General features: G+C 49.6%; 6 protein-coding genes. All 6 read right to left on the bottom strand.

Going from position 1 to position 8,066, the window contains the following annotated elements:
- Positions 1–1,111, bottom strand: a 1,111-nt coding sequence (locus tag QVO39_RS08325) for a lamin tail domain-containing protein (protein ID WP_502685077.1), incomplete at its 3' end; no start/stop codon positions are given.
- 4 nt (positions 1,112–1,115) lie between these two features.
- Positions 1,116–2,024, bottom strand: a complete 909-nt coding sequence (lipA, locus tag QVO39_RS08330) for a lipoyl synthase (RefSeq protein WP_021903781.1) — start codon at positions 2,022–2,024, stop codon at positions 1,116–1,118.
- Entirely contained in the window at positions 2,021–4,195 is a 2,175-nt protein-coding gene (locus tag QVO39_RS08335; RefSeq protein ID WP_021903782.1) for a S9 family peptidase, read from the bottom strand. Before QVO39_RS08335 ends, lipA begins: the two co-directional genes overlap by 4 nt.
- A 45-nt stretch (positions 4,196–4,240) precedes the next feature.
- The gene (locus QVO39_RS08340; protein WP_021903783.1) at positions 4,241–5,446 is read right to left on the bottom strand and encodes an LL-diaminopimelate aminotransferase; all 1,206 of its coding nucleotides are present in this window, start codon (positions 5,444–5,446) and stop codon (positions 4,241–4,243) included.
- The gene (gene dapF / locus QVO39_RS08345; protein ID WP_021903784.1) at positions 5,443–6,243 is read right to left on the bottom strand and encodes a diaminopimelate epimerase; all 801 of its coding nucleotides are present in this window, start codon (positions 6,241–6,243) and stop codon (positions 5,443–5,445) included. The genes QVO39_RS08340 and dapF overlap by 4 nt, the downstream gene beginning before the upstream one ends.
- On the bottom strand, positions 6,240–7,790 hold the full coding sequence (locus tag QVO39_RS08350; protein ID WP_021903785.1) for a potassium/proton antiporter: 1,551 nt from the start codon (positions 7,788–7,790) through the stop codon (positions 6,240–6,242). The genes dapF and QVO39_RS08350 overlap by 4 nt, the downstream gene beginning before the upstream one ends.
- Between the last annotated feature and the right edge of the window lie 276 nt (positions 7,791–8,066).

Below are 8,066 nucleotides of genomic sequence, written 5' to 3' on the forward strand. Positions count from 1 at the left end.
CTGCCTTACACACTTTTTGGGATACTACCTTTGATTTTCCGTAGTGGAGAGTGTAAAGAGCTAGATTTTGCTGTGCACCTGTATTATTGTAGAGCTCTATGTACTTAGTACCTTGAAGGGGGCCATCATCAGGTGGTGAGGCCATTACCTCTGTAATGAATATACCTTCTGGGATGATGGTGGTGCCAGGTTGGATAGATTCGATATCGATTTGGAAGGATAGATCTGCATACTTTCCATTCCTATCTATTAGTTTTTTAATCTCAAAGTGGTAGCTATTTCCAGGCATGAAAGTAGCTCCTAGGTTGATGACGATATCTTCGGCCTTATCTCCTGAGTAGATGGTGGGTTGAAATCCAACGCAGGTGACCGTAGCATCTCGGATTGAGACTGGACCTGAAAGCTTGAGGTGTACCCGTCCTGATTGCTCAGCCCATTGCTCTTGGATATGGAGTTTTTCCTCTTCTCCCCCAGTATTATCCTGGATAATCTTGGGAAGGATATAAGCGTTATTGAGCTTTTTCTTTGAGGTGAATTTTGTGTGAAGGCTCATTCGCCAATAGGGGCGACCTTCGGGTAGTTCAATCCACTCGCCTTGACGGAGCCCGGAAACTGGAGTGAACCATCGGAAACGTATCCCTTTTGTAGCGTGGTAGTCTACCTCTACTTGGACTTTCTGCCACAGTTGGTAGCCACTATTATTTTGCCATGAGGTGAGTACCGTGCTTGAAAGTTTACGGCTCTCTGTGGAGCTTATTTTCTGGTAGGTCTCTTTGACCAGTCCAATGCTAGTATTGTTTTTAGTAGGAACCACCTTGTAATAGTATCGAAAGTTGCCTACTTCTTGGTTGAACAGGGTTACTTCAAAGGTATTGCTACTGGTCGGAAGGTCTTGGAATACAAAGCCGAGGCTCCAGGTGAAACTCCCTGAAGCCTCGGAGGTAAAGTCCTTGTAGATAACGGCACTGCCCGACTTGCCATTGTTTTGGTGCTTTGCAATGCCATCCTCAATGATAAACTCGTCCAGATCACCCGTCCACCCCCCTTGGGCGTGAGCGAGTTGCGGTGACAGCAGAAGTAGCAGTAGAAGGAGTAGAAAGTGCTGCTTCATCTAGTTACTTTTGAAGGAGATCTCTGAGATTGATATGCTCTTTAGCTACTTCAAACTGTTGGTCTGCTCTATAGGAGGAGCGCACAAGCGGTCCGCTCTCTACGTGTGAAAGTCCCATCGCCTCACCCTCCTCTTTGTAGGCTTTGAATTGGTCGGGGTGCACATACTCCTCCACTGGTATATTCTGATGACTAGGGCGTAGGTATTGTCCAATGGTCAGTGTCGAAACTCCCGCCTCAAGGCAGTCGGCAAATAGTTCCTTAACCTCATCTGGTGTTTCGCCCAGACCTACCATAATGCCACTCTTGGTAACAAAGCCACGCTCGGAGATATGCTTCAATACTTTGAGACTATTCTCGTAAGTGGCACGGTGGCGAACGGTGGGGGTCAGGCGTCGTACCGTCTCAAGGTTATGGGCTACCACATCGGGCTGGCTTTCCAAGACCAAGTCGAGAGACACTAGCTGTCCTCCAAAGTCAGGGAGCAGTACTTCTATCGTGGCGTGCGGATTCAGCCGACGCACCTCCTCAATCGTTTGCCGCCAATGCTCCGCTCCTCCATCGGGCAGATCATCTCTATCCACCGAAGTGATCACCACATACTTAAGCCCCATCCTGCGGACACTCTCCGCCACACGCCTAGGTTCATCGGGATCGAGGGGAGCGGGTGATTTGCACGAAGGGGTGCCACAGAAGCGGCATGCACGGGTACACTCATTACCTCCAATCATAAAGGTAGCGGTACCACGGCTCCAGCACTCAGCCTGATTAGGGCAACGGCCACTACTACAGATGGTATGTAAAGCCGCCTCCTTAATGGTCTCAGAAGTGCCAGAATAGCTATCGGTGCTAGAGATACTAATTTTTAGCCAATCGGGCTTACGAAGTGGCCGTTTTTTCTTGCCCTCTATCATCTCATTAAGCTATTTTTGAAGTGATTCGTTATCTGCCTATATAGGTGGTTGCGTGTATTCCCTCCGTAGATGCTGTGGTTTTTATCGGTATAGACGAGCATCCTATAATCCTTATCCGCCTCTACTAGTGCAGGGACTAGGTGCATCACATTTTGCATATGTACATTATCGTCGGCCGTACCTTGGATAATAAGTAGATCCCCCTTCAGACCCCTTACATAGGGCATTACTGAAGTCGCTTGATATCCCTTGGCATTCTCTTGAGGCGTGCGCATATACCTCTCTGTATAGATCGTGTCGTATAGCCCCCAATCGGTTGGCGGGGCGACTGCTACGCCTGCTGCGAAGGTGCCTTGTCCACGGGTCATGGTCATCAGCGTCATGTACCCTCCAAAGCTCCAGCCAAAGATACCGATCCGCTTGGCATCAATGTAGGGAAGTTGTCCTAGAGCTTGAGCTGCCTCCACCTGGTCTTGAGTCTCAAGAATACCCATTTGTAGATAGGTGCACTTCTTGAAATCGCTTCCACGACCACCAGTGCCACGTCCATCTACAGCAACTACCACAAATCCCTCTTGTGCTAGATACTCTTCCCAGCCAAAGCTAAAGCGATTCTCCACCGTCTGTGATCCGGGACCGCTATACTGAGTCATCACGAGAGGGTACTGCTTATTGGGGTCAAAGCCCTCTGGCTTGATCATCCAAGCATTCAGTTGCTGACCACTTTGGGTATTTACTTTGATAAACTCACGCTGATTATATCTGATCTGTGCCAATCTATTTTTCAACGCCTGGTTATCCTCCAGTAGCGTCAGCGCCTTGGCATCTTTCGTTCGGCAAATCTGATATCTAGGCACTTCTGTCGCCGATGAGTGGTTGAGTAGATAGTAGCTCAGGTCACTGCTAAAGGTGGCATTGCTCCAGCCACTCTCTGGGGAGAGATAACGGATCTTTCCTTTGCGGTCTTGAGCCACCACCACCCGATCCATTGGGGTGGGGTAGGCGATAGAATAAATGAGTTCGCCCTGAGGAGAAACCCCATAAAAGGTATCGATATCATACTCACCTTTGGTTACCTGCTCCTGACGTGTACCTGCCTTATCGTAGCGGTAGAGCTGTGGGCGACCCGAGGTTTCAGAGACATAGTAAGCCCCTTGAGGAGTGAAGGCCAATTGTAACACCCAGCTATTGCTATCGATATAGCGGTCATCTTTATCTTCAATCCAGAGGCGTGCCACCTGACTTTGAGGGTTGACCTGATAGGAGCGAAGGTGGTTTTGATGCCTATTGAGGGTAAAGACGTAAAGGCTCTCCTCGTGAAACTCTAGCCGAGGGATATAGAATTCCTCTTTTATCCCAAGATCAACGGTAGAGGTTTTGCGATTGTCAAGGTGGTAAAGGTGGATGGAAATCTTGCTATTCTCCTCACCAGCCTTTGGGTACTTAAATTGGTAGGTATAGGGGTATAGCCCGGTGCCATACACCGCCATATCATACTGCTTTACCTGTCTTTCGTCGGACCGTACATAGGCCAGATACTGGCTATCTTTGCTCCAGCTCATCAGACTTGTGACGTAGAGCTCCTCTTCGTAGACCCAGTCGGTCACGCCATTGAGCACCTCATTCCACTTGCCATCGGTAGTCACTTGCACCTCCGTATCAAAGTCAAACTTCTTGATGTAGATATTATTATCCACCACAAAGGCACAGCTACGACCGTCCGGCGAGAGGAGGGGAACACGTACCCGACGCCCCTCTGCAGTCAGTGGCTCTACCCTATTGCGACGCACGTCGTAATGATAAGCATCATACGTAGCACTTCGGCGGTAGATAGGTTTCCAATCTCGCAGGATAATGATATGGTGCCCACTATCGCTGATGAGGTAGTCGCTAAAAGTGTCAAAGTCGCAGTCACGAGCTTTTTGGGTGTCAAAAAGCACAGCTACCTCCTTGCCCGTTTCATAGCTATACTGTACTAGTCGAGTGCCATCATCCGAGATGACCGTGTAGCTCTTCCCATCCACCATCGGACGGAAGCCATAGCCCGCACTCTGTGGCCAATATCTGCCACCTGTGATCGCCTCTAGTGAAATTCCCTCTGCCCTGCTTTGGGTAAAGCAAAGGAGTATGAGTACTCCAAGTGTAACTAGCCTCTTAAGTCTTAAATCCATTATTTATCTGTTGCTATTGGTTTTTACATTAGTAGTTTTGTGCTTTTATTTGGTGAGCCGTTGCATCGCTTCAGCAGTAGCTTCGTGAGTGCTAAAGGCGGAGAGGCGGAAGTAGCCTTCACCCTCTAGCCCAAAGCCAACACCTGGCGTGCCAACAATCTGCTTCTCGGTGAGTAGGTAATTGAAGTAATCCCACGATGCAGGGTACTCTTCGGGTGTCTTGAGCCAAATATAGGGCGAGGAGACGCCTCCATAGTGTGCTACCCCGATCTCAGTGAGTGCTTCCCTAATGGTCTGGGCATTCTGTAGGTAGTAATCGATATTAGCACGTACCTCGGTTTTCCCCTCTGGAGTGTAGATAGCTGCGGCGCCCCTTTGGCTAATGTAACTAGCCCCATTGAACTTGGTGGTCTGCCTACGGCTCCACATGGCATTGAGCCCGCCTGGGAGCGACTTGGGCACCACTGTATAACCGCACCGCACGCCAGTGAAGCCTGCCGTCTTAGAGTAGCTTCGGAATTCAATTGCACACTCCTTCGCACCCTCTATCTCGTAAATACTGTGGGGTACATTCTCCTCACGGATAAAGGCTTCATAGGCGGCATCAAAGAGGATGAGAGCATCGTGCTCACGGGCGTACTCCACAAACTTCTTTAGCTCATCGTAGGTGAGGGTAGTGCCCGTAGGGTTGTTAGGATAGCAGAGGTAGATGATATCTACTGGCTGCTGAGGAAGTGGCGGAATGAAATCATTGCTCTGGCTACAAGGGAGATAGGTGAGTTGGCTCCACTGTCCACTCTCGGCAAGATAATCACCTGCCCGCCCTGCAAGGGCGTTGCTATCTACATAGACCGGGTAAACGGGGTCGGTGACTGCTATCCGCACATCATTGCTAAAGAGGTCCACAATGTTAGCGGTATCGCTTTTGGCTCCATCGCTTACAAAAATCTCATCTGGTGCTAGTTCTACTCCCCTCGAGGCATAGTCGTGCTGCACAATCAGCTCACGCAAAAAGGCATAGCCCTGCTCTGGCCCATACCCTTTGAGAGTCTTGCCACTCGACATCTCATCCACCGCCTCGTGCATCGCCTTGATAACGGTTGGGGGAAGGGGGCGAGTGACGTCACCAATCCCCATACGTAGAATCTTCGCTTCGGGATGAGCCTCTTGATACTTAGTAATTCGCCGATTGATTTCGGCAAATAGATAGCTCCCAGGGAGCTTATTAAATTGGTTGTTTATCTTCTTCATATCGTTACGATTCCTTGGTAAACATACGTAGCTGGACCCGTCATATAGACAGGGTCGCTCTCCTTGCCACTCCACTCAATCACGAGAGAGCCGCCAGGCATCTCTATATTCACTTTATGGGCGACCAAACCGAGGTTGATTGCAGCAACAGCCGTGGCGGTAGCCCCTGTGCCACACGCCTGAGTGAGCCCCGAACCGCGTTCCCATACCCTCATCTTAATCGTGTTGGGGTCTTGGATCATAGCGACTTCATAATTAACGCCATCGGGAAAGGCTGCGTCGTGCTCCACCTTTGACCCCACCTCTGCAAGAGGGTAATCATCAGGGTCGCTCTCAATGAAGTGGATAAAGTGGGGGTTGCCGACAGAGACATAGCTCCCCTCTACCCCTTGTACTCGTTTCCCTACCTCCAGCACTCGGGGCAATCCCATATCCACTCTAGCCGCCATTACCTCTTCCCCTTCTAGCGTAAGGGCAAGTATTTTATCGCCCGACTGCGTCTCAATCGTCATCGGATTCGAGCGGTCCAGCCTCCTCTCGTAGAGGAGCTTAGCCACACAGCGGATAGCATTGCCACACATCAGCCCTTCCGACCCATCGAGATTGAAGATCCGCATCATATAATGGCCTGATGGTTGCTTGTGGTAAGTGATCACCCCATCACCGCCGATCCCCTTTCGTCGGTCGCTATATTGACGAGCAAATTGGGCAATATCTGCCAGTGGATACTTGTCTAGGTCTATGTAAATGTAGTCGTTGCCCAGACCGTGTAACTTATCAAATATTATTTGGCTCATGCGTTGCTATCCAAACTATAGTTATTAACTCCCAGCTCCTCATAAGCTTGTACCAGCGCCTCTTGGTCGTCCGATATAAAGAGGACGTGGTCATCTACCCGAAGCTGAGTATGCCCACGGGGAATAAAAAACTGCCCCTCCCTCTGTACCATAATGGCCAGGGTATGGTCGGGAAGCTCCAGGTCACGCATCATATCACTCTTACTGATCATCTGCTCATTCACGATGATTTCCGAAATAGCACTCTTGATCTGCTGCGGTAGATTAATATCGGTAAAGACATTCTCCCTCACCGAATAGTCGATAAGATCCAGCTTATCCGCCATCGTATGCACCGTAGTACCCTGAATCAGTAGGGAGAGGATGGTGATGAAGAATACGATGGCAAAGGTGAGCTGTGCATGCTCCAGCCCAGCTACCCACGGCGATATCGCAAAGATAATTGGCACTGCTCCACGCAAGCCCACCCAACTGGTATAGAGCTGAGCTTTGGCACTAAACTTACCCCAAAAGGGAAGCAGCGTGAGGAATACCGATAGCGGACGCCCAAAGAAGAGCATAAATAGCGAAATGTATAGCGCGGGGAGTGCTAGCTTCATCATGTATGGAACATCTACCAAAAGCCCTAGCGTCAAGAACATCACTAACTGGCTAAGCCACTGCATACCATCGAAAAACTTGGCGATGGTATGACTGTACTGCATGCGAGAATTGCCAATCACCAAGCCCCCAACATAGACTGCCAAGTAGCCATTCCCCTGTACCGTATTGGTGAGGGAGTAGATGAAAAAGGCGATAAAGAGCATCAGTATTGGATAGAGCGACGTCGCATAGAGGTTGGCTCTATTGACCAGCCAAATGGCACCTTTCCCGAGTACAAAGCCGAGGAGTAGTCCGAGTGAAAATTGAACAACAAACATCAAAAACCCGTCCCAGATCGTAACGCTATCCCCTTGGCTAATCATCTGTATCAGCACCATGGTGAGCATGTACGCCATAGGGTCGTTGCTACCACTCTCAAATTCTAGGAGCGGCTTGAGGGTTTGCTTCAGGTTGGCTAGGAGCGGCTTGAGGGTTTGCTTCAGGGTGGTTTTCTTGCTTCTAAGAATCGAGAAGACCGACGCCGAGTCAGTTGAACTCATTACACTGGCAAAGAGGAGCGACTGTAGAAACGTGAGCTTGATCCCCATATCTAGCCATTGGAAAAGGAAGTAGATAAAGGTGCCCGTGAATAGTGCAGTCAATAGCACCCCCACTGTAGCTAGGAGCCCTCCAGGTGCCATAATAGGCTTGATCTCCTTAAAGGAGGTATCCATACCGCCCGAAAAGAGGATCACCACCAGAGCCACCGATCCGATCGCCTGTGCGATCACTGGGCTGTCAAAATTGATGAAGCCTGTGGCACCCGCTGCCATACCCACACCTAGGAATAGGAGCAGGGTGGGTAGCCCAAATCTAAAACCAGTTTTGCTTAGAAATAATCCTAGTACAGCCAGTATAGAGCCGTACAGAAGTAGATGGTCGGTGGATAGTACCGTTAGTATCATATATTTGCTTCTAATATGTCATGTTCGTTTCAACTTGCAATATACCAAAAACGAATGAAAATACAGCCCCAACACCACTTGAAATGAGGGGTTACGCATTAGAAAGTTCTAACTGTATGGTTTTTGGCGGGGTATCTATGAGTAAGGACCTCGGCAGAGGTCCGTGCTAAATAGGCACAGGTCAAGGCACGCAGTGCCGATGACCTGTGTATAGATAGGTGTAAAATACCCTTGCGACCCCAGTCGAGGGGTCGGACAACCCTATCTCTAGGTCTG

This window comes from Porphyromonas sp. CAG:1061, assembly GCF_000435035.1.
GTDB lineage: Bacteria > Bacteroidota > Bacteroidia > Bacteroidales > Porphyromonadaceae > Porphyromonas_A > Porphyromonas_A somerae.